This is a genomic window from Amycolatopsis bartoniae, assembly GCF_014191255.1.
Lineage (GTDB): Bacteria > Actinomycetota > Actinomycetes > Mycobacteriales > Pseudonocardiaceae > Amycolatopsis_E > Amycolatopsis_E bartoniae.
The window spans coordinates 218,559-240,026 of record NZ_JACHWH010000006.1; the positions used below are offsets into that span (position 1 = coordinate 218,559).

The following is a 21,468-nucleotide window of genomic DNA, read 5'->3' on the forward strand; positions in this document are numbered from 1 at the left end:
TCCAGGTGCTGCCCACCGTGCCCCACACCGACCGGCGCCGCTGGCTCGCGCTCACGGTGCTGTGCGCGCAGACGCTGATGATCGTGCTCGACCAGACGATCGTGAACGTCGCGCTGCCGTCCATCCGCGACGACCTCGGCTTCACCCCCACCGGCCTCGCCTGGGTGATCAACGCCTACCTGGTCGCGTTCGGCGGACTGCTGCTGCTCACCGGCCGCCTCGGGGACCTGCTCGGGCGCCGCCGCGTCTTCCTCGCCGGGCTGGCCGTGTTCACCGTCGCGTCCCTGCTGTGCGGGCTCGCCCCGGACGCCGGGGTGCTCGTCGCCGCCCGGTTCGTGCAGGGCATCGGTGGCGCCGCCTCGTCCGCCGTGGTGCTCGGCATGATCGTCGCGCTGTTCCCCGGCACCCGTGAGCGCGCCAAGGCGATCGGCGCGTTCAGCTTCGTGCAGGCCGCGGGCGGCACGATCGGCAGCGTCACCGGCGGCGTGCTCACCGCGGCCGTCAGCTGGCACTGGATCTTCCTGATCAACCTGCCGATCGGCGTCGTCGCCGGGCTCGCGGCCCTGCGGTTGCTCGACCGCGACACCGGCACGGGCCTGCGCGGCGGTGCCGACGTGCTCGGTGCCGTGCTGGTCACCGCCGCGCTGATGCTCGGCGTGTACGCGATCGTCGAGCTCGCTCCCGCCGCGGGCGGGGTGTCGGTGCTGCTGCTCGCGGGATTCCTGGTGCGCCAGGCGAAGGCCGCGCGCCCGCTGCTGCCGCTGCGGCTGTTCGCCTCGCGCACCCTGGCGGGCGCCAACGTCGTGCAGGTGCTGCTGATCGCCGCGTGCTTCGCCTTCCAGTTCCTCGTCGTGCTGTACCTGCGGCAGGTGCTCGGCTACGCCGCGCAGGACACCGGACTGGCGATGGTGCCGGTCGCCGCCGCCATCGCCGCGGTCTCGATCGCGGTGTCGGCCCGCGTGACCGCCCGCTTCGGCGAACGCGCCGTGCTGCTGGGCGGGCTCGTGCTGATGACCGGCGGCCTGCTCCTGCTGGCTCGCGTCCCGGTCGACGGCCGGTTCGCCACGGATCTGCTGCCCGCGATGCTCCTGCTCGGAACCGGCTTCGGGCTGGCGATGCCGGCGCTCATCGCGCTCGGCATGCGCGACGCGCGGCCCGAGGACACCGGCCTGGCTTCGGGGGTGTTCAACACGACCCAGCAGGTCGGCGGTGCGCTCGGGCTGTCCGCGCTCGCCGTGGTCGCCGCCGCCCGCACCGAAGCCCTGCCCGGGCTGTCTCCTGGGAAAGCGCTTACCGCCGGATACCACCTGGCTTTCCTCGTCGCCGCGGGGCTCGTCGCGGCCGCGGCGGTACTGGCGGCGTTCGTGTTCACTCCCCGGCGTGGCGGCGCGACGCGGTGAGGAGTCCGGCGTTACCGTCCCCGCTCGTGCGCTCCCATTCCTATGACGACGTCCTCGCCGGACCGCGCAGGCGCAAGATCCCCGAGGTCGCGGCGGAGCCGGGGCTCGTGGTGGAGGACCCGGCCAGCGGGTTCTGCGGCGCGGTGGTGCGGCTGGAGCACGGCACCGTGGTGCTCGAAGACCGCCGGGGCCGCCACCGCGTGTTCCCGCTCGTCCCGGCCGGGTTCCTGCTCGAAGGCAAGCCGGTGACGCTGGTGCCGCCGAAAGCCGCCGCCAAGCCCACCCGGACGGTGTCCGCGTCCGGGTCGGTGCGAGTGGCGGGCCTGCGGGCCCGCACCGCGCGCGACTCGCGCATCTGGGTGGAGGGCAAGCACGACGCGGAGCTCGTCGAACGCGTGTGGGGGCACGATCTGCGTGTCGAGGGCGTCGTGGTGGAGCCGCTCGACGGCGTCGACGTGCTGGCCGAGCGCATCGACGAGTTCGGCACCGGCCCGGGGCGCAGGCTCGGCGTACTGGTGGACCACCTCGTCGCCGGCAGCAAGGAGTCGCGGATCGTGGAAGCGGTTTCCGACGAGCATGTGCTGGTCACCGGGCACCCCTACGTCGACATCTGGCAGGCCGTCAAACCCGCCGCCGTCGGCATCTCCGCGTGGCCGTCGGTGCCGCGCAGCGTGCCGTGGAAGGAAGGCATCTGCGCCGCGCTCGGCTGGGGCGAGCCGTACGAGGGGTGGCAGCGCGTGCTCGGCGCGGTGTCGAGTTTCCGGGACCTGGAGACCCCGCTGATCGGGGCGGTCGAGCGGCTGATCGACTTCGTCACCGATCCGGAAGGCTGATCCCGCTGGTCCGACGCGGGCCAATTCGCGTGTGCACTGGCTGCGACCGGTCACTTTCTGCCACGATGAGGTGCATGACACCGGCGCTGATCTGGCTCGTCGCGGGCATCGTGCTCATGGTCGCCGAGGTCGTCTCCGGCGACTTCGTGCTGCTGATGCTCGGCGGTGGCGCGCTGCTCGGTGCCGCCTCGGCCGCGGTCACCGGCAACCCGGTCATCGACGTGATCGTGTTCGCGGTCGCCTCCACGGCGCTGCTGTGGCTGGCCCGCCCGGCGCTCAAGCGGCGGTTCCTGAACACGCCCGACATCAAGATGGGGCCGGAGGCGCTGATCGGCACGCACGGCGTGGTGGTCGCCGCCGTCGACGGCCACCACGGGCAGGTCCGGCTCGGCGGAGACGTCTGGTCGGCCCGCAGCCTCGCCGAAGGAGAGCTGATCGAGCCCGGCACGAAAGTGACCGTGGTACAGATAACGGGCGCCACGGCCGTGGTGTCACCGGAGATTTGAGCCAACCCACAGCACCCGGGGAGAGAACTTGGGAACCGCAGCGATCATAGTTGTCGCGGTCATCGCCCTGTTCGTGATCGTCACGATCGCGAAGGCGATCATGGTGGTCCCGCAGGCCCAGTCCGCCGTCATCGAGCGGCTGGGCCGCTTCCGCACCGTCGCGTCGCCCGGCCTGAACTTCCTGGTGCCGTTCCTGGACCGGGTGCGGGCGCGGATCGACCTGCGCGAGCAGGTGGTGTCGTTCCCGCCGCAGCCGGTGATCACCGAGGACAACCTGACGGTCTCGATCGACACCGTCGTCTACTTCCAGGTGACCGACTCCCGCGCCGCCGTGTACGAGATCTCGAACTACATCGTGGGCGTGGAGCAGCTGACCACCACCACCCTGCGCAACGTGGTCGGTGGCATGACGCTGGAGCAGGCGCTGACCTCGCGCGACCAGATCAACAGCCAGCTGCGCGGCGTGCTGGATGACGCCACCGGCCGGTGGGGCATCCGCGTCGCGCGGGTCGAGCTGAAGGCGATCGACCCGCCACCGTCCATCCAGGACTCGATGGAGAAGCAGATGCGCGCGGACCGGGAGAAGCGCGCGATGATCCTCAACGCCGAGGGCCAGCGGGAGGCCTCGATCAAGACGGCGGAGGGGCAGAAGCAGTCGCAGATCCTCGCCGCGGAGGGCCAGAAGCAGGCCACGATCATGGCGGCGGAGGCCGACCGGCAGTCGCGGATCCTGCGCGCACAGGGTGAACGCGCGGCGCGCTACCTGCAGGCGCAGGGCCAGGCGAAGGCGATCGAGAAGGTGTTCGCCGCGGTGAAGGCGGGCCGCCCGACGCCGGAGGTGCTGGCCTACCAGTACCTGCAGACGCTGCCGCAGATGGCGCAGGGCGACGCGAACAAGGTGTGGCTGGTGCCGAGTGACTACGGCAACGCGCTGCAGCAGTTCGCCCGCGCATTCGGCAAGCAGGACAGCGACGGGGTGTTCCGCTACGAACCGCCCGCCGAGGAGGACGTGCAGCCGCCGAGCCTGGAGGACGACGACGTGGCCTCGTGGTTCGACACCTCCACCGACCCGCGGATCGCCGAGGCGGTGCGCGAGGCGGAGAAGGTGGCGCGCCAGGAGGTGCCGGGACCGCTGGGCACCCAGCCCGCGACCCCGGCGCCGGACCTGCCGCGCGGCGGCAGCCTGGCCGAGGAGGAGCCCCACGACGCGCCGGTCGACTCGCCGCCCCCGGCGCCGCCGCAGGCCGCGCAGCAGCCCCCGGCGGCTCCCCAGCAGCAGGCGGGCCCGCCGACCGGGCCGCAGCAGGGGCTGCCGCTGCGCCAGCCGGGGCAGCACTACAACACCCCGCCGATCAGCCCGTATCCCACGCAGCAGCCGCCGCAGGGCGGCCAGTACCCGAGGCAGTAAGCGCTTACCGCCCGTCCCCTCCGGAACCCGTCCGGAGGGGACGGGCTTTTTCACGCCCTGCGCCGCGCGTACGTGCCGTGGTCGGCGATGTCGGCGCGGGAGCGGTCGGTGATCAGCCAGCCGCACAGGCAGGTCACCAGCACCGACAGCACGATGTACGCCGAGATCGAGTACGGCGTACCGGTCACCGCCAGCAGCCACGTCGCCAGCAGCGGCGCGGGCCCGCCGGCGAAGACCGACGCGAGCTGGTAGCCCAGCCCGGCGCCGCCGTAGCGCAGGTGCGTCGGGAAGCTCTCGCCGATGAACGCCGCCTGCGGTCCGTACTGCAGCGCGTGCGCGATGAGCGACGCGATCACCACGATGAAGATCGCGACGTGCCCGCCGCCCTTGAGCACCGCGAAGTACGGGAACGCCAGCACCCCGGTCAGCACCGCGCCGGTGAGGTAGACCCACTTGCGGCCGATCCGGTCGGACAGCTGGGAGAAGAACGGGATGGCCACCAGTTCCAGCGCGGCGGCGACGAGCACGGCGTTGAGCACGAACGTCTTCGAGTAGTGGTGCTGCGCCACCACGTACACCAGCACGTAGCTGGTGAACAGGTAGAACGGCATCTGCTCGCTGAAGCGCAGCCCGGCCGAGAGCAGGATCTCCCGCCAGTGGTGGCGGATCGCCTCGCCGACGGGGTTCCGCGCGGTCTGCTGGCGCGCCACGATCGCCGCGAACATCGGGGTCTCCAGTATCCGCAGCCGGATCACCAGCCCGATGGCCACGAGCACGAAGCTGAGCAGGAACGGGATCCGCCAGCCCCACGCGTCGAACGCCGCGTCGCTGAGCACGGCGGACAGCAGCGTCATCCCGCCGGTGCCGAGCACGAGGCCGCACGGCACACCGATCTGGGCGAAGCTGGCGAGCAGGCCGCGGCGGCGCTGGTCGCCCCACTCCATGGCCAGCAGCACCGAACCGCTCCACTCGCCGCCGATCGCGAGGCCCTGCACCAGCCGCAGCGCGACCAGCAGCAGCGGCGCCGCGACGCCGATGCTGCCCGCGCCGGGCAGCACGCCGACCAGCGCGGAGGCGAGCCCCATGAACAGCAGGGTGATCACCAGGGTGGCCTTGCGGCCGATGCGGTCACCCCAGTGGCCGAAGATCGCCGCGCCGACCGGCCGGGCGGCGAACCCGACGGCGTAGGTGGCGAACGACTGCATCGCACCGGCGTAGCTGCTCGACGCGGGGAAGAACAGCTGGGGGAAGATCAGTGCGGCGGCGGTGTTGTAGAGGAAGAAGTCGTACCACTCGATCGTCGTGCCGATCGCGCTGGCGACGGCGGCACGGCGGACCTGGGTCCGCTGCTCGGTGGCCTGGCTGTCGATGACCTTGTGCGCTTCGTTGCGTCCGAGAACCATCCTGGGCCTCCAGTGACTGGCATCACACTGCAGGCAACGATCGCGGACGAAACGGGCGAAGTCCAGACCGCGCGGACGATCAGTTCCCGTTCAGTCGTCCACCGGTGCCAGGACCGGCCGTTTCGGGTTGAGCGCGTCGCCGGAGGACTCGCCGCGCAGGCGCCGGCCCACCCACGGCAGCGCGTGCTCGCGGGCCCACCGCAGGTCCTCCGCGCGCTGACGCCGGCGGTCCACCGAGGGACGCGGGCCGAGGACATTGCGGGTCAGCTCGTGCGGCACCCCGAGGACGTCGAGCACGCTGATCGCGACCTCGGTGTGCCCGAGGGCGTTGAGGTGCAGCCGGTCGGCGGACCACATCCGCCGGTCCCGCAGCTGCCGCATGGCCCACATGTCCACGACGCGGGCGCCGTGGCGGGCGGCGATGACCCGGGCGTGCTCGTTGTAGATCGCGGTGCGCCCGCGCATCCGGCGGAACAGCGGGTCCTCGACGCCGTCGACGCCGGTGAACAGCACGACCGTGGCGCCGGTCTCGGCGAGCCGGGCGACGGCCTTGTCGTACTCGTCGGCGAGCGCGTCGATGTCCACCTTGGGGCGCATCAGGTCGTTGCCGCCGGCGTAGAGCGTGACCAGGTCCGGCTCCATGGCGAGCGCGGGTTCGAGCTGCTCGGACAGCACCTGGCCGAGCAGCCTGCCGCGGATCGCGAGGTTGGCGTAGCGGAAGTCCGGCTCACGGGTGGCGAGGACCTCGGCCACCCGGTCGGCCCAGCCGCGCACCCCGTTCGGGCGGGCCGGGTCGTCGTCGCCGACGCCCTCGGTGAAGGAGTCGCCGAGGGCCACTAAGCGCTTGCTCATGCCGGCTACTCTAGGTGCCCGCCCTTGCGGCCCCGGCACCGCCGGGTGCTTCAGCCGGCGTGCTCCCTGACCGCGAGCCGCTGGTCGATGCCCGTGACGGTCAGCGCGCGGACGGCCCACCGGTTGCCTCCGGTGACCACGCACAGCTCGATGCCGACCTGGCGGGCCAGCAGGTCCGCGTACAGCAGCGTGGAAAGCCCGGCGGCGCCGAGGAAGTCCACTTCGGACAGGTCCACCACGAGGGTGCGCAGGGTGCCGCGCAGCCGGGCGACGAGCACCTCGGTGAGCTTCGGCGCACTCGCACTGTCCACTTCGCCCCGGACGTGGACGACGGCGGTGTGCGGGCCCGGTCGTTCGACGCATACCCGCAGTGAGGACCCGGGGGCGGCGAAGGGCGCCTGGCGCTGGCGGGGCACGGACGGCCCAGTCCGCGGGGAGGAGAACGCATCTGCGGTGGTCACTTCGCCTCCAGCCTCCGCCCGGGAAGCGGGCGGGGTACGGCTTGGGTGGCGGCTACCGGCTTAACCGTTGCCGGCAGTCTAGTCCAGTCCGGCTCGCCGGGCAGGTGGTGTTTCGCCTGTTCCGGTTCAGTTCTCACCCCGGCGGTCGGCGAGGATCTGCGCCAGCGTGTGCACCGGGGAGCTGTCGAGCTTGTGCCGGTGCGCGTCGTAGTGGTCGCGGGTGGTGCGGATGTCGGCGTGCCCCAGCAGGTCCTGCACCTTCTGCACCGGCACGTCGTGCGCGAGCAGCAGCGTGCCGGTGGTGCGGCGGGCGGTGTGCGGGCTGATCCCCGCGGCGCCGGGGATGCCGGCTTCGGTGGCGAGCTTGCGCAGGGTTTGCCAGACGTCGCGCTGCCGCAACGGTTTCCCGCCCGGCTTCGTCCGGTCGTAGGGGTGCGGGATGGTGGCCAGCAGCGGACCCGAAGGCTCTTCGCGTTCGGCGCGGAGCCGGAGGTACTCGCGCAGCGGGCGCAGCGCGGGGGCCACCAGCGGCACGAAGTCACGCCGTCCGCCCTTGGCGCGGTAGCGCAGGATCGTGTGGCCGGAGTCGGTGTCGAGGTCGTCGACCTGGGCGCTGGTGATGCCCGAGACGCGCAGTCCGGTGTAGAAGAGCAGGGCCACCAGCGCGGCGTCGCGCCAGGACGTCTCCGTGCCGGCGCGGCGGGCGCGGCGCTCGACGTGGTCGAGCAGGGTCGCGGTGGCCTTCTCGTCCAGTGCGGGCAGGGGAGAGGTCCGCTCGCGCTTGGGCCGCCCGGCGGCGGCGACCGGGTTGCGCTCGGTGACGTCGTTCGACTGCAGGTACCGGTACCAGCTGGACACCCCGGCGAGGGTGCGTGCCACCGTCGAAGGCGCCGCGGGCCGCGGCACGCCGTCCGGCCCGGTGACGGTGAGGGTCAGCTTCCACGCGTCGACGTCCGCCCGCCGCGCCTGCAGCGGGTCGAGCCCGGTCCGCTGGCACCACGAGAGCCAGCCCGCGAGGTCCGCGTAGTAGGCGCGTTGCGTGTGCTCGCTCTTGTCCGCCTTCAGCCACAGCACCGTCACGTGACGAATCGCGTACCGGTCTCCCGGATCGGCGGGCGGCAGCGCGGGCAACAGCGCCACCGCCTCCGCGAGATCGCTTCCAGGGCTCCCCATCGGGACAAGCTCCGTCATAACTGTGATTATCACGGAACATTGTCGCGAAAATGTTGAGCAGTAACGCGTGTCGCGCAACTGGTTTTACTATCGCGTACGCGAAACTAGGGGTATGGAAAACGTGCTGGTCGAGGGCCAGATCTGCGCCCTGGAGGGCTGTGACAACCCGCTGCCGCCTCCGGCGGTGGACGAGCACGGGCGCCGGAAGGGCGGGCGCCCCTCGTCGTACTGCTGCAAGGGGCACGCCGACGCGGCGTCCCGCGCGCGGCGGGCGGCGCAGACGGCGGTGATCGTGGACCCGCTCGTGGAGATGCGCCGGGTCACCGAGGCGCTCGGGCCGGTCGTGCAGCCCCTGCTGGACTCCTTCGCCGAGCTGCGGGCGCGCCTGGAGGAGGCCGAGCGGGGGTCGCTCTCCCAGGTGCGCCAGGCGGAGGAGGACGCTCGTGCCGCCCGCGCGGAGGCCGAGGAGTCGGCGCAGCGCGCTGACCAGGCGGAACGGGCGCGGAACCAGGCACTGATGCAGTCCCGCGACGATCGCGCGGCTCGTGCCGAGGCGGAGAAGCTCGCGGAGCGGGCGGCGGCCGAGGCTGAGCGGGAGAAGCGGGAGGCGTGGGCGCAGGTCGCGGAACACGAACGTGCGAAGGGTGCCGCGGAAGCCGCCCGGCAAGCGGCGGAGCAGGCACGGAACGAGCTGGCCGAGGAGCTGCGTGCCGCCCGCGCGGGGCTGGACGAGCTGCGGACCGCGCGTGCCCAGCTCGCCCGCGAGCTGGAGGACAGCCGGACCCAGCTGCGGGAGAGCACGGCCGAGCTGGTGGTCCTCAGCGAGCGCCTGGCGACCTCGCGGGCTCAGCAGACCGCCGCCGAGCAGTCGGTCGAGCACGCCCGCCGCGAGACCGCCGACGCCCGCGCGGTGGCCGACGCCCAGAGAGCCGAACGTGAGCAGGCACTGGCTCGGCTCGCCGACGAGCACACCGCGCGCCGGGTCGCCGAAGCCCGCGCCGAGGAGACCGAGAAGGTCCTGCAGACCACGCGTGCGGAACTGGCCGAGGTCCAGGCGCGGCTGCTCGCGCTAGCCGCCGAGCAGGCCTCGCGCCCGGTCGAGCAGGAGGCAAGCAGTGGGAGCGTCGTGGCGTCAGGCGAAGATGAGTCGGCCCCGTAGCGAGATCGGCGGGACCGCCAGCGTGAACCTCAGTCGGTCCCGTAGCGGGACTACTCGCGCTAGCCGTCGAGCAGGCTGCGCGCCCGGTCGAGCAGGGCGCGGGCGGCGGGACTGACGGGCCCGTCGGTGCGCCAGGCGAAGACGAGCCGACCCCGTAGCCGCGGAGCCACGATCGCCAGCGGATGCAGTCCGGGGCGGGAGCGGGCGAGCGAGTCGGGCAGGATCGCCACCCCCAGCCCGTGTGCGGCGAACTGCGCCAGCACCGAGGGATCGCCCGCTTCGCAGACGATGCGCGGCCGGAAACCCGCGGCCGCGCAGGCGTGTTCGAGGTGGGAGCGGATGCCGGTGCCGGGCGGCAGGCTGATCAGCGGCCGGTCCCGCAGCTCCGCGAGCGGGATCTCGGCCAGCCCGGCGAGCTCGTGGTCCGGCGCGACGGCGGCGGTGATCGCCTCGTCCGTCACCACGACGAAGCCGAGACCAGGCGGCGGCTCGGGACCGGCGGAAACGAGCGCGGCGTCGAGAGTGCCGTCACGCAGGCCCTCGACCAGCTGGGCCGACCCGGCCTCGGTGAGCGTGACCTCGACTCCGGGGTGGTCCCGGTGGAACGCGGCGAGCAGCCCGGGCAGGTCGACGTTGTGCGAGGTGACCATGCCGACCGCGACCCGCCCGCGCAGCAATCCGGTCAGCTCGTCGACCGCCGCCCGCGCTCCCGCGACGGCCGCGAGCGCCGCACGGGCGTAGGGGAGTACGGCGGATCCGGCGTCGGTCAGGCGCACCCCGCGCCCGGACCGGTCCAGCAGCTCCTGGCCCAGCTCCCGTTCGAGCCGCCGGATCTGCGCACTCACGCCAGGCTGGGCCACGTGCACCCGCTCCGCGGCGCGCGTGAAGTTGCGCTCCTCGGCGACCGCGACGAAGTACTCCAGCTGACGCAGTTCCATAAGCGATGATTATAGGAGTCAGCAGAACCAGCTCTTGGACTTCTGACAGGCCGCGCGCCACGCTGGGAGGCATGAGCGCCAAGGAACCCGAAGACCTCGCCCGCCTGTTCGTCGAGCGGGCCAACGCCCGTGACGCCGCCGGGCTCGCCGAGCTGTACGAACCCGACGCCGTCCTCGCCTATCCGCCGGGGTCGGTCACCGTGGGCCGCCCGGCGATCCGGGCGGTGTTCGAGCGGATGCTGGAGCAGGCTCCCCGGTTCACCGTCGAGGAGCCGCTGCCGACCGTGCGCCACGGTGATCTGGCCCTGACCTCGACCCGCCCCGCCGACGGCACGGGCGGCCGGGTGCAGGTGGCGCGCCGCCAGGCGGATGGCACGTGGCTGCGCATCATCGACCGCCCGGAGTCGGGCTGAGTCCGAGGACGATCCGGTACCGGACATCGGCCGCAGCGAGCCGGTCCAGAGCCGTGTGGACTCGGTGACGGGAAGGACCTCGACGGTCGCGGTCACGTCGTGGACGACGACACACTGACCGGCGTGGCTCAGCGGTCGGCCCGGGCCGACCAGCGGCCGTCCTCCCTGCTGATCCGCACCGGGTGGTCGAAGCACTTCGTCACCTGGTCGCTGGTGAGCACGTCCGCGACCGGGCCCGCCGCGAGCGCGCGGCCCTCGCGCAGCAGCAGCGCGTGGGTCGTGCTCTCCGGCAGCTCCTCCAGATGGTGCGTCACGAGCACGGTCGCGAGCGCGGGATGCCGGCGACGCAGCGTGTCGAGGCTGGTCAGCAGCTGCTCGCGGGCCGCGAGGTCGAGGCCGGTGGCGGGCTCGTCGAGCAGCAGCAACCGCGGTCGCGGCATCAGCGCCCGTGCGATGAGGGCCCGGCCGCGTTCGCCCTGGGACAGCACGGGCCACAGCGCGTCGCGGCGGGTGCTCAGGCCGAGCATCCCGATCAGCTCCTCGGCCTGCTCGACCTGCTCCGGGGCAGGCGACCAACGCGGCACGAACTCGGTGGTGTTGGTCAAGCCGGTGAGCACGACGTCACGCACCCGCAGCGGCGTGCGCAGGGGATGGCGCGGGTCGACGTGCCCGATCTCCGCCCGCAGGCTGCGCATGTCCACGCGGCCGAGACGGTGGCCCAGCACGTCGACGGTGCCGCGGGTGGGGTGCGCACGGGCACCGAGCAGGCTCATCAGCGTGCTCTTGCCGGCGCCGTTGCCGCCCAGCAAGGCCCAGTGCTCGCCCTCGCGGACGGTCAGCGAGACCGAGCTGAGCAGGTAGTTGCCGTCGCGGACCAGGTCCACTTCGTCGGCCACCAGAACCGCGGTCACTGCGCCACCCCCGATCGCAGCTCGGAGACGATGGCGTCGAGGTGGGCGACGGTGGCGGCGGCCGCCGCGTCGGCGTCCCCGCGCTCGAGCGCGTCGAGCAGGTCGGTGTGGGCGTCGGACACGTCCGGCAGCGGGGTCTCGTGCCGGAACATCTCGGTGATCGCGTCGTGCAGCACCGGCTGCGCGGCGGCGAACAGGTCGGCCAGCAGCGCGTTGCCCGCCAGCGCCACGATCGACCGGTGGAACTCCAGGTCGGCGGCGACGAACTCGGCCGGGTCGGCGTCCAGCAGCTCCTGGCGGCGGCGCAGCCCGGACCGCAGCCGCGCCACGTCCTCGGGCCGCACGCGCTGCGCGGCGAGGCGGGCCGCCTCGACCTCCAGCGCGCGCCGGACCTCGTAGACCTCCAACAGCCGCGCCCGGCGCAGCAGGCCGCGTACGTCGGGGGAGCCGGCAGGCGGCTCGGCGACGAAGGTGCCCGAGCCGTGCCGCACGTCGAGCAGCCCGTCCCGCGCCAGCAGCCGCACGGCCTCGCGCACGGAGGAGCGGCCGACCCCGAGCTCGGCGGCGAGCCGCACCTCGTTGGGCAGCCGTTCGCCCGGTTTCCAGTACCCCTCGCGGAGCCGGTCGCGCAGCAGGCTCTCCACCTGCGGAACGACGGGGCCGTGTCGCAGAACAGTCACGACGGGCACGCTAGCACGCGGTCCGCAGAGGTCTGAGGACTAGGTTTCCCGGCTTGCGGTGTCGGATCGGGGCGATGGCGTTCGTAGCAGGGGTGAGGCCGCCCGCGAGGGGCGGCACCGAGGCAAGGGAAACCACGATGAAGCTGACCACGATGACCCAGATCACCCTCGACGGAGTGGTGCAGGGCAACGGCGCCGCGTCGGAGGAGGACCGCAGGAACGGTTTCGAGCGCGGCGGCTGGGCCTTGGGCGCGGGCGACGACGAGACCAGGACGCTCATCACGCGGACCTACCAGCGCGCCGACGCGTTCCTGTTCGGCCGCCGCACCTACGAGTTGTTCGCCGGCGCCTGGGGGCCCAGCACGCATCCGGTCGGCGTGGCGCTGAACGAGGCCCCCAAGTACGTGGCATCGACTACGCTCACCGCGCCGAGGTGGCAGAACACGACCGTCCTCGGTGGTGACCTCGCGGCGGCCGTCCGTGAGCTGAAGGCCGAGCCCGGGGGTGAGCTGCAGGTGCACGGCAGCGGCACGCTGACCCGGTGGCTGCTGGCGAACGGCCTGGTCGACGAGCTGACCCTGATCGTGGTCCCGGTGGTCCTCGGCCAGGGCGCGCGGCTGTTCCCGGAAACCGGCCCGGATCTCGCGCTCGACCTGGTCGAGTCGCGGGTCGACGCGAAGGGCGTGACGACCCAGGTCTTCCGGCCCGCCGGGCGCCCGCACTACGCCACGGCCTGACCCGAACCACGCTGTTCACAGGAGGGGATTTTCCGATGCAGTACCTGGTTTCCGTGATCCACGACCAGCCGAGCCTCGCCACCGCGGACGAGCACGCCGCGATCGACGTGTTCAACGAGCGGCTCCAGACCGGGGGCAACTGGGTCTTCGCCGGCGGTCTCGCCGCGCCCGACGCGGCCACCGTCATCGACAACCGGGGCGAGGACGCGCTGGTCATCGACGGCCCGTTCCTGGAGTCCAAGGAGTACCTCGCCGGCTTCTGGGTCATCGAGGCCCCCGACCTGGACGTGGCGCTCGCGCTCGCCGCCGACGGGTCGAAGGCGTGCAACCGGAAGGTCGAGGTGCGGCCGTTCCGGGCCGAGTGACCGTGGCCGACGTCCGCGACGCGGTCACCCGGGCCCACCACGAGGAGTGGGCCCGGGTCGTCGCCGCCCTGACCAGGCGTTTCGGGGACCTCGACATCGCCGAGGAGGCGGCGGCCGAGGCGTTCGCGACCGCCGTCGAGCGGTGGCCCGCCGAGGGCGTGCCCCCGAACCCCGGGGCCTGGCTGACCACCACCGCCACCCGCAAGGCCATCGACCGGATCCGGCGCGAGACCAAGCGCGACGACAAGCACAAGGAGGCTCAGCTGGTGCACGACCACACTCCACGCGAGCCTCCCGGTGCCCTCGACGACGACCGGCTCCGGCTGGTCTTCACCTGCTGTCACCCGGCACTGGCGATGCCCACCCGCGTGGCGCTGACCCTGCGCTTGGTCGGCGGGCTGACCGTGCCGGAGATCGCGCGCGCCTTCCTGGTGGCCGAGAGCGCCATGGGGCAGCGGATCACCCGCGCGAAGGCCAAGATCAAGGCGGCGCGGATCCCGTACCGGGTGCCGTCCGCCGAGGATCTCCCGGCCCGGGTCGCCGGTGTCCTGACGGTGTTGTTTCTCGTGTTCAACGAGGGCTACCTGGCGTCCGGCCCCGGCACCGATCCCGTGCGCCAGGACCTGACCGCCGAGGCGATCCGGCTCACCCGCCTGGTCCGCGCCCTGCTGCCGCAGGACGGTGAGGTGGCCGGGCTGCTGGCGTTGATGCTGCTCATCGAGGCCCGCCGTCCCGCCAGGGTGTCGGCCCACGGTGAACTGGTCGCCCTCGACGAGCAGGACCGCGGGGCCTGGGACACGACGCTGATCGCGGAAGGCCACCGGCTGGTGCGTGAGCGCCTGGCCGCCGGAGTACCTCCGGGCCGCTACCAGATCCTCGCCGCGATCAACGCCGTGCACACCTCCGCCCGCGACATCCGCGACACCGACTGGTCCCAGGTCCTCGCCCTCTACGATCAGCTCGCCCGCCTCGACGCCTCCCCGGTCGTCGCCCTCAACCGGGCCATCGCCGTCGCCGAGCTCGACGGCCCGGAGGTGGCGCTGGCGGTCGTCGACCGCCTTGAGCCGAAGCTGGCCGGTTATCACGCCTACCACGCCACTCGCGCCGATCTGCTGCGCCGGCTGGGCCGCGGCCAGGACTCGCGCGCGGCGTACGACAAGGCCATCGAGCTGGCGGGCAACACCGCGGAGGTCGCGTACCTGACCCGCCGTCGCGACCAGCTGGCGTAGAGCGGCTAACATCGGTGGCGACGTACGAAAGCCACAGCCCGGTGGGTAGTCCGGGCGGTGCCGGTCTCCGGCGCCCGTACGAGTGCCCCCGCGGGCCACCGGTGCGTCCTTTGTTCGAGCGATCCAGCAAAGGACCCAGCATGCCCGCACCCGGCACCGTACTGATCATCGGCTCTGGCCTCGGCGGCCTCACCCTCGCCCAGTCCCTGCGGGCCGGTGGAATCGACGTCGCCGTCTTCGAACGTGACCGCAGCCCCTGGGAGCGCCCCCAGGGTTACCGGCTCCACCTCGACGCCGACGCCGTCAACGCCGTCCGGGAGGTCCTTCCGCCGCACCTGGTGGCACTGTTCGAGGCCACCTCGTACTTCACCGAACCCTTCACCACGATCCTCGACACCGACCTGACTGTCGCCCGGCGCCTGCCCGCCGCCGGGGACGTGCACGCGAACGTGGACCGCGCCACGCTGCGGCGGATCCTCCTGACCGGCCTCGACGACGTCCTCCACTTCGGCAAGAGGCTGGAGCGTTACGAAAGCACCTCGGCCGGTGTCACCGCGTACTTCGGCGACGGCAGCACCGCCCACGGCGACGTGCTGGTCGGTGCGGACGGCATCCGCTCCGCCGTCCGTGCCCGGCGGGCGCCACACCTGTCCACTGTGGACGCGGGCATCACCGCGATCTACGGACGGCTGCCCCTCGACGTCGCCCGGCCGCGAGTGCCCGCGGAGGTCCTCGACGACATCTTCGCCATCGCGTCCGACCACCGGAAGGTGTTCCTGGGGCTGGGCTCGGTGCTGTTTCCCTCGCGCCACGAGCAGGACGACTACGTGGTGTGCGTCGTCGGCGGACGCCACGAGTTCTTCCCCGGGACCGCCGGCCGCTCCGGGAACGACCTCCGCGAACTCGCGGCGCGCGCACTGGCCGACTGGCCCGGCGGCGCCGCCGACCTCGTCCGCCAGGGGGATCCCGGGACGTTCTTCCCGGTTCGCATGGACACCAGCGTGCCCGGCACGCTCGACGCGCCGACCAACGTCACCCTGCTCGGCGACGCCGTGCACGCGATGACGCCCACCCTCGGACGCGGCGCCAACCTCGCCATGCGCGACGCGGCCCTGCTCGGCCGGGCGCTGCGTACCGTCGCCGCCGGGGACAGCGATCTCGACGAGGCGCTCTCCCGCTATGAGCGTGACATGACGGCGTACGGGTTCCGCGTCGTGCGCGAAGCCGCCCGGATCGGTGAGCAGCGCATGGCGCAGAACCCGTTGCCGGCGGCGGCGCTACAGTGACCCGTGCTTCCCACCGCTGACATCGTCGCCACGCTGCGCGCCGCCGGATGTGTCTTCGCCGAGGACGAGGCGCGGCTGCTCGTCGAGGCGACGGCCGATCCGGACGAGCTGTCGGCGCTCGTGGCGCGCCGGGTCGCGGGGGAGCCGTTGGAGCAGCTTCTCGGGTGGGCCGAGTTCCGCGGGCTGCGCATCGCCGTCGAGCCAGGGGTGTTCGTGCCCCGGCGGCGGACCGAGTTCCTCGTCGAGCAGGCGCTCGCGAGCGCCCCGCCGGAGCCGGTGGTGCTCGACCTCTGCTGCGGCTCCGGCGCGCTCGGGGCGGCCTTCGCCGCGGCCACGCGGGTGAAAGCCCTCTACGCCGCCGACGTCGATCCAGCCGCCGTCCGCTGCGCGCGGCGGAACGTGCCCGGGCAGGTGTTCGAAGGTGACCTCTTCACCCCGCTGCCCGCGGACCTGCGTGGCCGGGTGGACGTGCTGCTCGCCAATGTTCCTTACGTACCAACGGAAGCCATCGCCACCATGCCTCCGGAGGCCCGGGACCACGAGCACCGCGTCGCCCTCGACGGCGGTGGCGACGGTCTCGAAGTCCTGCGCCGGGTCGCCGCCGAAGCGTCCCGCTGGCTCACGGCGGGAGGGCACCTGTTCGTGGAGACCAGCGAGCGTCAGGCCCCCGTCGCGGCCGCCGTGTTCGCCGAGGCGGGGCTGGCTCCGGACATCACCGGCGATGAGGAGACCGGCGCAACCGTCGTGCGCGGGACCTCAACGCCCTGACGCATCGACCCGACATGCCGTAGCACGCTTTAACTCGGTGCCTGGAAGCCGCCGATGGCCTGTTCGAGCAGTTCGGCTAGCCGCAGCGGGGTGCGGTCCTCGAACATCGGGCCGATGAGCTGCACTCCCACCGGCAGCCCGCCCGGGGTCAGGCCCGCCGGTACGGCGGTGGCGGGCAGGCCGGGCATGGTGGCCAGCCCCGCCCAGACGAGCTGGTCGAAGAACGGGTACTCGGCGCCGTCGATGTCGATTCGGCGGTTGAGCAGGTCGGGATCGTGGTCGTGCGGGAACGCGGGAGTCGGCGTGATCGGGCACACCACGACGTCGAACTCGGCGAACAGTTCGCGCCAGCCGTGACGGTGGAGCTCGCGACGGTTGTTCGCCTCGATCCAGTCGCGGTGGCTGAGCACCATCCCGCGCAGCCGCGCCGCGTCGAGACTCTGGTCGTCCGCGCTCAGTCCGGCGGTGCGGGCCCGCAGCTGCTCGTACGCCTCGACGGGAAAACGTGCGGCGGCACCCGAGAACATCAACTGCGTGTAGACGGTCGCGGCTTCGGTCAGGTCGGGCAACAGTGGACTGTGCCGTTCGACGCGGGCGCCGCCGTCGGCCAGCGCCTCGGCCACCCGGTTCACGCCCGTCCGCACAGCGGCCCCGGTCGGGAGGAACGGATGCTCGTCGAGGACCAGGGCCCGGAACTCGCTCAGGGTCTCGTGGCGGGCGGGCGGCAGGGTCAACTCGTACGCCACGCCGAGCGTCATCGGGTCCGGCCCGGCCATGACGTCGAGCAGGAGCGTGAGATCGCGGGCGGTGCGCGCCATCGGGCCGACCACAGCCAGGTCGAGGTCGGCCGGCAGGGCCGGCGTGGCCGGCGGGACCATGCCGCGGTGCGCGACCAGTCCGAGTGTCGGCTTGTGCGCGTAGACACCGCAGAAATGCGCGGGAGTGCGCAGCGAACCGCCGAGGTCGGAGCCGATGGACAACGCGCCGAAGCCGGCCGCCAGAGCTGCCGCGGATCCGCCGGAGGAGCCGCCCGGCGTGCGATCGTGAGCCCACGGGTTGGTGGTGGTGCCGTAGATCTCGTTGAAGCTCTGCAGATCCTGCAGTCCCAAGGGCACATTGGTCTTGCCGAGCACCACCGCGCCGGCGGCCTTGAGCCGCGACACCTGCACCGCGTCCTCGGCGGGCACGAAGTCCCGGTACATCGGCATGCCCCAGGTCGTGGGCAGCCCGGCCACGTTGTAGGACTCCTTGACCGTCACCGGAACACCGAGCAGCGGCCGGTCCTCGCCGCGGGCGCGCGCCTGGTCGGCCTCGTGCGCGGCAGCCCGCGCACGGTCGAAGTCCGGCACGCAGATCGCGTTGGTCATCTTGTCGTCCCGCTCGATGCGGCCGATCGCCTCGTCGGTCAGCTCCGCAGAGCTGACTTCACCGGCCCGCAAGGCGGTCACGAGTTCTTCGGCCGCCAGAAGGTTCCACGTCATGAATCCGACCGTATCGGCCTCGGGAAAAGGCCATAAAATATCAATTTGCACAACCGGGACAGCGGTATCGGCGCCCGGTCGCCGCGGCCTATGGTCAGATCGAGGTGGGCGTCATGGCGCGGAAATCCGCATTCGAGTGCGAGCGGACCAACTGGCGCCGGGAAGAGGTGGATCTGTACGCGGCGGCGAGGCTGGTGTGCGGCCGGCGGTTACTGCCCGGCGGCCCGTTGCTGCGCGAGCGTGGTGCCGTGCGGTGGTATCTGAAGGATCTCTACATCTTCACGCCCGAACACGAGAAGGGGCTCGGCGGCAGGTTGCCGCTGTTCTGTTCGGAAGGCCGGAAAGCGAGCAAGATCATCTGGCACTCACCGGCCCGCACCAAGGTCGAGGAGACCGGCGTCGCCAGTACGCGGTCGTCGCACTCGGCGGCGAACCACGGCACCGCACACCACAGCAGTTACGGCGTGGGCGGTTGCGGCTTCGGCGGCTTCTGAAGGTTCATCCGGGGGAAGCTCCCTCTCGGGACTGCCGAACCGCTACTTAACATAATGTACATTATCGGCACTTGGTGAGTAGTGGCGCCGGAGGACGATCAGCGGGGTCACGTAGTGCTCGGTGACCGTGCCGCCCAGTTGCCGGACCGCCTCCGCCGCTGCGCCGACCTCCGGTGCGCTCCAGTCGCTGAAGGTGCTGAACAGGTCGTGGATCCCGTCGGCGCCGAGGTCGATGCTCCACCGGAACTCATCGACGTGGACGACCGTGAACTCGCCACCCGCCGTGAGCCGCCGCGCCCATCCCGCGGTGTCGAGCTCGCCGCGGTCCGTGCCCTCGTCGCGTCGCGCCACACCGCAAAGTGGCCACCGGGTGTGAGCGCACGATGGAGCTTGGGCAGCAGCACGGTGTGAGGTCGAGCCAGCGCGCGGACGTCGCGGCCACGGCGAGGTCGTACTGGCCGTCCGCCAACTCGGCGTCCGACGCGCTGGTGACGATCACCCGCGCACGGCGAGGAGACGCTCGGTGGCCAGCCCCGCAAGACCCCCACGTCGATCGCCCGCACGTGCGCCGATCGCAATGCTAGCCCAGCCACTCCCCCTCAGCCGATGTATTCCGCCAGGTGCTTCCCCGTCAGCGTGGACCTCGCGGCGACCAGCTCCGCGGGCGTGCCTTCGAACACGATGCGGCCGCCGTCGTGGCCCGCGCCCGGGCCCAGGTCGATGATCCAGTCCGCGTGGGCCATCACCGCCTGGTGGTGCTCGATCACGATCACCGACTTGCCCGCGTCCACCAGCCTGTCGAGCAGGCCCAGCAGCTGCTCCACGTCGGCGAGGTGCAGGCCGGTGGTGGGTTCGTCCAAAATGTACACCCCGCCCTTCTCCCCCATCTGCGTCGCGAGCTTGAGCCGTTGCCGCTCGCCGCCCGACAGGGTGGTCAGCGGCTGGCCCAGGGTGAGATAACCGAGACCGACGTCGGCCATCCGCTGCAGGATCTTGTGCGCCGCAGGCGTTTTCGCGTCACCGGCGCTGAAGAACTCCTCCGCCTCGCTGACGGGCATCGCGAGCACCTCGCTGATGTCCTTGCCCCCGAAGGTGTACTCCAGGACCTGCGCCTGGAAGCGCTTTCCCTCGCACTCCTCGCACGTGGTGGCGACTCCGGCCATCATCGCCAGGTCGGTGTAGACGACCCCGGCGCCGTTGCAGTTCGGGCAGGCGCCTTCGGAGTTGGCGCTGAACAACGCGGGCTTCACGCCGTTGGCCTTCGCGAACGCCTTGCGGATCGGGTCGAGCAGTCCGGTGTAGGTCGCCGGGTTGCTGCGCCGCGAACCGCGGATCGGGGCCTGGTCGACCGCCACCACACCCTCGCGGCCGGCCACCGAGCCGTGGATCAGCGAGCTCTTTCCCGACCCCGCGACGCCGGTGACCACGACGAGCACGCCGAGCGGGATGTCGACGTCGACGTCCCGCAGGTTGTGCATCGAAGCGCCACGGACCTCCAGCGCACCCGACGGTGTCCGCACCGACGGCTTGAGCGACGCGCGGTCGTCCAGGTGCCGCCCGGTGACGGTGTCGGCGGCCCGCAGCCCCTCGACGGTGCCCTCGAAGCAGACCGTGCCGCCCGCCGTGCCGGCGCCGGGGCCGAGGTCGACGACGTGGTCGGCGATCGCGATCGTCTCCGGCTTGTGCTCCACGACGAGCACGGTGTTGCCCTTGTCGCGCAGCTGCAGCAGCAGGGTGTTCATCCGCTGGATGTCGTGCGGGTGCAGCCCGATCGACGGCTCGTCGAAGACGTACGTGACGTCGGTCAGCGACGAACCGAGGTGGCGGATCATCTTGGTGCGCTGCGCTTCGCCGCCCGAGAGGGTGGCCGCGGGCCGGTCGAGCGAGAGGTAGCCGAGCCCGATCTCGACGAACGAGTCGAGGGTGTGGCGCAGCGAGGCGAGCAACGGCGCCACGGACGGCTCGTCGAGGCCCCGCACCCACTCGGCGAGGTCGCTGATCTGCATCGCACACGCGTCGGCGATGTTGATCCCGGCGATCTTCGACGACCGGGCCTCCGCGCTCAGCCGCGTGCCGTCGCAGTCGGGACAGGTGGCGAACGTGACCGCCCGCTCCACGAACGCCCGGATGTGCGGCTGCATGGAGTCGACGTCCTTGGACAGCATCGACTTCTGGATCCGCGGGATCAGCCCCTCGTAGGTGAGGTTGATGCCGTCGACCTTGATCTTGGTGGGTTCCTTGTGCAGCAGGTCGTGCAGCTGCCGCTTGGTGTACTTGCGGATCGGCTTGTCCGGGTCGAAGAAGCCGCTGCCCTTGAAGATCCGGCCGTACCAGCCGTCCATGCTGTAGCCGGGGATGGTGATCGCGCCCTCGTTGAGGGACTTGTTCTCGTCGTAGAGCTGCGTCAGGTCGATGTCGTTGACCGAGCCGCGGCCTTCGCAGCGCGGGCACATGCCGCCGGTGATGCTGAAGCTGCGGCGTTCCTTCACGGTCTGCCCGCCGCGCTCGATCGTCACCGCCCCGGCGCCGCTGATCGAGGCGACGTTGAAGGAGAACGCCTGGGGCGAGCCGATGTGCGGCTGCCCCAGGCGGCTGAACAGGATCCGCAGCATCGCGTTGGCGTCGGTGGCGGTGCCGACCGTGGAGCGCGGGTCGGCACCCATCCGCTGCTGGTCCACGATGATCGCGGTGGTGAGCCCGTCGAGCACGTCGACGTCGGGCCGTGCCAGCGTCGGCATGAAACCCTGCACGAACGCGCTGTAGGTCTCGTTGATCAGCCGCTGCGACTCGGCGGCGATCGTGCCGAACACCAGCGAGCTCTTGCCCGAGCCGGACACGCCGGTGAACACGGTCAGCCTGCGCTTCGGGAGCTCGATGCTGACGTCCTTGAGGTTGTTCTCGCGCGCGCCGTGCACGCGGATCAGGTCGTGGGTGTCAGCGGCGTGGGGCACCTGCGTCTCCGTTCTCATGG

22 protein-coding genes are annotated in these 21,468 nt (G+C 72.0%); 12 read left to right on the forward strand and 10 right to left on the reverse strand.

All coding sequences use genetic code 11. The features are described 5' to 3' along the window. Positions 1-77: 77 nt before the first annotated feature. The 4 genes from FHX82_RS26350 to FHX82_RS26365 all read left to right on the forward strand — a co-directional run bounded on the left by FHX82_RS26350 (position 78) and on the right by FHX82_RS26365 (position 4,147). On the forward strand, positions 78-1,400 hold the full coding sequence (locus FHX82_RS26350; RefSeq protein ID WP_229880376.1) for an MFS transporter: 1,323 nt from the start codon (positions 78-80) through the stop codon (positions 1,398-1,400). A 26-nt stretch (positions 1,401-1,426) separates the two neighbouring features. Further along, a complete protein-coding gene (locus tag FHX82_RS26355) occupies positions 1,427-2,233 on the forward strand; it encodes a DUF3097 domain-containing protein (protein ID WP_145934314.1) in 807 nt (268 codons plus the stop codon). 74 nt (positions 2,234-2,307) lie between these two features. After that, positions 2,308-2,739 carry an NfeD family protein gene (locus FHX82_RS26360; RefSeq protein ID WP_145934315.1) on the forward strand — a complete coding sequence of 144 codons (432 nt, stop codon included), beginning with the start codon at positions 2,308-2,310 and terminating at the stop codon, positions 2,737-2,739. Between the two features lie 28 nt (positions 2,740-2,767). Continuing rightward, complete coding sequence (locus FHX82_RS26365) at positions 2,768-4,147, forward strand: SPFH domain-containing protein (protein ID WP_411353381.1); 1,380 nt, start codon at positions 2,768-2,770, stop codon at positions 4,145-4,147. 50 nt (positions 4,148-4,197) lie between these two features. Here the strand turns inward: FHX82_RS26365 and FHX82_RS26370 are convergent, their stop codons facing one another. The 4 genes from FHX82_RS26370 to FHX82_RS26385 form a co-directional block, all read right to left on the reverse strand. Beyond that, positions 4,198-5,550, reverse strand: coding sequence for an MFS transporter (locus tag FHX82_RS26370; RefSeq protein ID WP_145934316.1), 1,353 nt, complete (start codon positions 5,548-5,550; stop codon positions 4,198-4,200). A gap of 90 nt (positions 5,551-5,640) precedes the next feature. Then, positions 5,641-6,402 carry an SGNH/GDSL hydrolase family protein gene (locus FHX82_RS26375; RefSeq protein WP_145934317.1) on the reverse strand — a complete coding sequence of 254 codons (762 nt, stop codon included), beginning with the start codon at positions 6,400-6,402 and terminating at the stop codon, positions 5,641-5,643. Positions 6,403-6,452: 50 nt separating this feature from the next. Further along, positions 6,453-6,863 (reverse strand): STAS domain-containing protein, encoded by a 411-nt coding sequence (locus FHX82_RS26380; RefSeq protein WP_229880246.1) that lies wholly within the window; start codon positions 6,861-6,863, stop codon positions 6,453-6,455. 126 nt (positions 6,864-6,989) lie between these two features. Next, positions 6,990-8,054 carry a tyrosine-type recombinase/integrase gene (locus tag FHX82_RS26385; protein WP_145934318.1) on the reverse strand — a complete coding sequence of 355 codons (1,065 nt, stop codon included), beginning with the start codon at positions 8,052-8,054 and terminating at the stop codon, positions 6,990-6,992. Positions 8,055-8,148: 94 nt separating this feature from the next. On the opposite strand from FHX82_RS26385, the gene FHX82_RS26390 reads away from it, so the two are divergent. Further along, positions 8,149-9,195, forward strand: a complete 1,047-nt coding sequence (locus FHX82_RS26390; protein WP_145934319.1) for a coiled-coil domain-containing protein — start codon at positions 8,149-8,151, stop codon at positions 9,193-9,195. Between the two features lie 59 nt (positions 9,196-9,254). Here the strand turns inward: FHX82_RS26390 and FHX82_RS26395 are convergent, their stop codons facing one another. Then, positions 9,255-10,133, reverse strand: a complete 879-nt coding sequence (locus FHX82_RS26395) for a LysR family transcriptional regulator (protein WP_145934320.1) — start codon at positions 10,131-10,133, stop codon at positions 9,255-9,257. Between the two features lie 71 nt (positions 10,134-10,204). Between FHX82_RS26395 and FHX82_RS26400 the strand changes: the two genes are divergently transcribed. Next, entirely contained in the window at positions 10,205-10,546 is a 342-nt protein-coding gene (locus tag FHX82_RS26400) for a YybH family protein (protein ID WP_145934321.1), read from the forward strand. Between the two features lie 128 nt (positions 10,547-10,674). Here the strand turns inward: FHX82_RS26400 and FHX82_RS26405 are convergent, their stop codons facing one another. Continuing rightward, complete coding sequence (locus tag FHX82_RS26405) at positions 10,675-11,457, reverse strand: ABC transporter ATP-binding protein (RefSeq protein WP_145934322.1); 783 nt, start codon at positions 11,455-11,457, stop codon at positions 10,675-10,677. Further along, on the reverse strand, positions 11,454-12,137 hold the full coding sequence (locus FHX82_RS26410) for a FadR/GntR family transcriptional regulator (RefSeq protein ID WP_145934323.1): 684 nt from the start codon (positions 12,135-12,137) through the stop codon (positions 11,454-11,456). Before FHX82_RS26410 ends, FHX82_RS26405 begins: the two co-directional genes overlap by 4 nt. A gap of 137 nt (positions 12,138-12,274) precedes the next feature. On the opposite strand from FHX82_RS26410, the gene FHX82_RS26415 reads away from it, so the two are divergent. The 5 genes from FHX82_RS26415 to FHX82_RS26435 all read left to right on the forward strand — a co-directional run bounded on the left by FHX82_RS26415 (position 12,275) and on the right by FHX82_RS26435 (position 16,522). After that, complete coding sequence (locus FHX82_RS26415; RefSeq protein ID WP_145934324.1) at positions 12,275-12,874, forward strand: dihydrofolate reductase family protein; 600 nt, start codon at positions 12,275-12,277, stop codon at positions 12,872-12,874. A gap of 35 nt (positions 12,875-12,909) precedes the next feature. Beyond that, positions 12,910-13,239 carry a YciI family protein gene (locus FHX82_RS26420; protein ID WP_145934325.1) on the forward strand — a complete coding sequence of 110 codons (330 nt, stop codon included), beginning with the start codon at positions 12,910-12,912 and terminating at the stop codon, positions 13,237-13,239. A gap of 2 nt (positions 13,240-13,241) precedes the next feature. Further along, a complete protein-coding gene (locus tag FHX82_RS26425) occupies positions 13,242-14,468 on the forward strand; it encodes an RNA polymerase sigma factor (RefSeq protein ID WP_145934326.1) in 1,227 nt (408 codons plus the stop codon). A gap of 140 nt (positions 14,469-14,608) precedes the next feature. Continuing rightward, a complete protein-coding gene (locus tag FHX82_RS26430; protein WP_183176847.1) occupies positions 14,609-15,754 on the forward strand; it encodes an FAD-dependent oxidoreductase in 1,146 nt (381 codons plus the stop codon). Positions 15,755-15,757: 3 nt separating this feature from the next. Next, positions 15,758-16,522, forward strand: a complete 765-nt coding sequence (locus tag FHX82_RS26435; protein ID WP_183176848.1) for a putative protein N(5)-glutamine methyltransferase — start codon at positions 15,758-15,760, stop codon at positions 16,520-16,522. A 29-nt stretch (positions 16,523-16,551) separates the two neighbouring features. On the opposite strand, the gene FHX82_RS26440 is transcribed toward FHX82_RS26435, so the two are convergent. Then, positions 16,552-18,003 (reverse strand): amidase, encoded by a 1,452-nt coding sequence (locus tag FHX82_RS26440; RefSeq protein WP_145934327.1) that lies wholly within the window; start codon positions 18,001-18,003, stop codon positions 16,552-16,554. 113 nt (positions 18,004-18,116) lie between these two features. On the opposite strand from FHX82_RS26440, the gene FHX82_RS26445 reads away from it, so the two are divergent. Continuing rightward, the gene (locus tag FHX82_RS26445; RefSeq protein WP_145934328.1) at positions 18,117-18,497 is read left to right on the forward strand and encodes a hypothetical protein; all 381 of its coding nucleotides are present in this window, start codon (positions 18,117-18,119) and stop codon (positions 18,495-18,497) included. Positions 18,498-18,539: 42 nt separating this feature from the next. On the opposite strand, the gene FHX82_RS26450 is transcribed toward FHX82_RS26445, so the two are convergent. Continuing rightward, the gene (locus FHX82_RS26450; RefSeq protein WP_145934329.1) at positions 18,540-18,848 is read right to left on the reverse strand and encodes a hypothetical protein; all 309 of its coding nucleotides are present in this window, start codon (positions 18,846-18,848) and stop codon (positions 18,540-18,542) included. Between the two features lie 248 nt (positions 18,849-19,096). Then, entirely contained in the window at positions 19,097-21,466 is a 2,370-nt protein-coding gene (locus FHX82_RS26455; RefSeq protein ID WP_145934330.1) for an ATP-binding cassette domain-containing protein, read from the reverse strand. Between the last annotated feature and the right edge of the window lie 2 nt (positions 21,467-21,468).